Origin of the sequence: Kitasatospora sp. NPDC050463 (genome assembly GCF_040655255.1) — a bacterium.
Lineage (GTDB): Bacteria > Actinomycetota > Actinomycetes > Streptomycetales > Streptomycetaceae > Kitasatospora.
The window spans coordinates 1-1431 of record NZ_JBFAJO010000221.1; the positions used below are offsets into that span (position 1 = coordinate 1).

Here is a 1431-nt window from a genome sequence, read left to right on the forward strand (position 1 = left end):
GAAGGAATCTCAATGACCGTGTCAAGCCGTCTGCGTGACCGGCGGGGCGGAGGTGAACAGCCTCTTGTCACGCAGCATCGCCCACAGCACGTCGACGCGGCGCCGGGCGAGTGCGAGCAGGGCCTGAGTGTGCAGCAGCCCTTCGCCGCGCTTCTTCAGGTAGTAGTCCCTGGACGGTCCTGGCCGCATCATGGCGGTCTGTGCGGCCAGGTAGAAGATGTGCCGCAGCCGTCGGTTGTAGCGCTTGGGCCGGTGATAGTTGCCGGTACGGCGGCCGGAGTCCCGCGCGACCGGGGCGAGGCCGGCGTGGGACGCCAGCCGGCCCGCGTCGAGGTAGCCGGACAGGTCGCCGACGATGGCGATCAACTCGGCGCCGAGGATGGGGCCCATGCCGGGCAGGGACTCGATGATCTCGGCGCGCTCGTCAGCGCGGAAGGTCTCGCGGATCTCGCGGTCGTTTTCCTTGATGCGCTCGTCCAGGGCCAGGAGCTGGTGGGCGAGGTCGCAGACCAGCTTTGCGGCCCGCTTCTCGCCGGGCAGTTCGGTCGTCTGCGACTGTGCGGCATCCACCGCCTTCGCCGCGACGTCGCCTGCGTTGCGGACCTTGCGGCGCTCCAGCCAGGTCGTCAGCCGCTTGACGCCGATCCGGCGAAGAGCGGCCGGGGTCTGGTACTCGGTCAGCATGATGACGGGGCCCTTGGCCGCGGAGTAGTCGAAAGCCCGCTCCAGAGCCGGGCAGATGCCCACCAGCAGGTCACGCAGCCGGTTGATCAGCCGCACCCGGTCGGCGATCAGGTCGGCCCGGTAGTTGGTCAGTATCCGGAGCGTGGTGACCAGCTCCGGGGGCGTGTTCAGCCGGGCGAAGCCCTTCGGGCGCATGCGGGCCTGGTCGGCGATGACGTGCGCGTCCTTGGCGTCGGTCTTGCCCTCGCCGCGGTAGGCGCCGGACATGCGGTTAACGGTGCGGCCGGGCACGTAGACGACGTTCTGGCCGTGGGCGATCAGCAGGGCCAGCAACAGAGTCGAGGCACGGCCGGAGATGTCCACTGCCCACCGGATCTCGCCGGCCTTCTCCCGGGCGGTCTCGATGAGGGCGAGGATCTGCGGCTCGTCGTTGATCACCTTCGTCGAGAACACGCTCTCGCCGTCGGCGTCGACCGCCACCGCCCAGTGGTGCCCCTTGCCGGCGTCGATGCCGACCCATATCCGCTCGTGAGAGGTGCTCAAGCCTGTCGCTCCGTTCCACCGTGACCAGCATCCTCGTGGCCCGAAGAACACTCCGCCGACAGGTCCCTAAACAGCGATGACCGCAGTTCTCAATCAGTGGTCGGAGCGTCCCGAAGGACCGGGCGGCCATTCCTTCGGAGCCACAAACGGCAACCACCCATCAGCCACACCCGGTCCTCCCGGACCGCCTCACATTCTTAGGGA

Annotated in this window: 1 protein-coding gene; it reads right to left on the reverse strand. The window is 68.3% G+C overall.

Translation table 11 applies throughout. The features are described 5' to 3' along the window. Window positions 1-21 precede the first annotated feature (21 nt). Window positions 22-1227, reverse strand: coding sequence for an IS110 family transposase (locus tag AB0J08_RS41620; RefSeq protein ID WP_360645426.1), 1206 nt, complete (start codon window positions 1225-1227; stop codon window positions 22-24). Window positions 1228-1431: the final 204 nt, after the last annotated feature.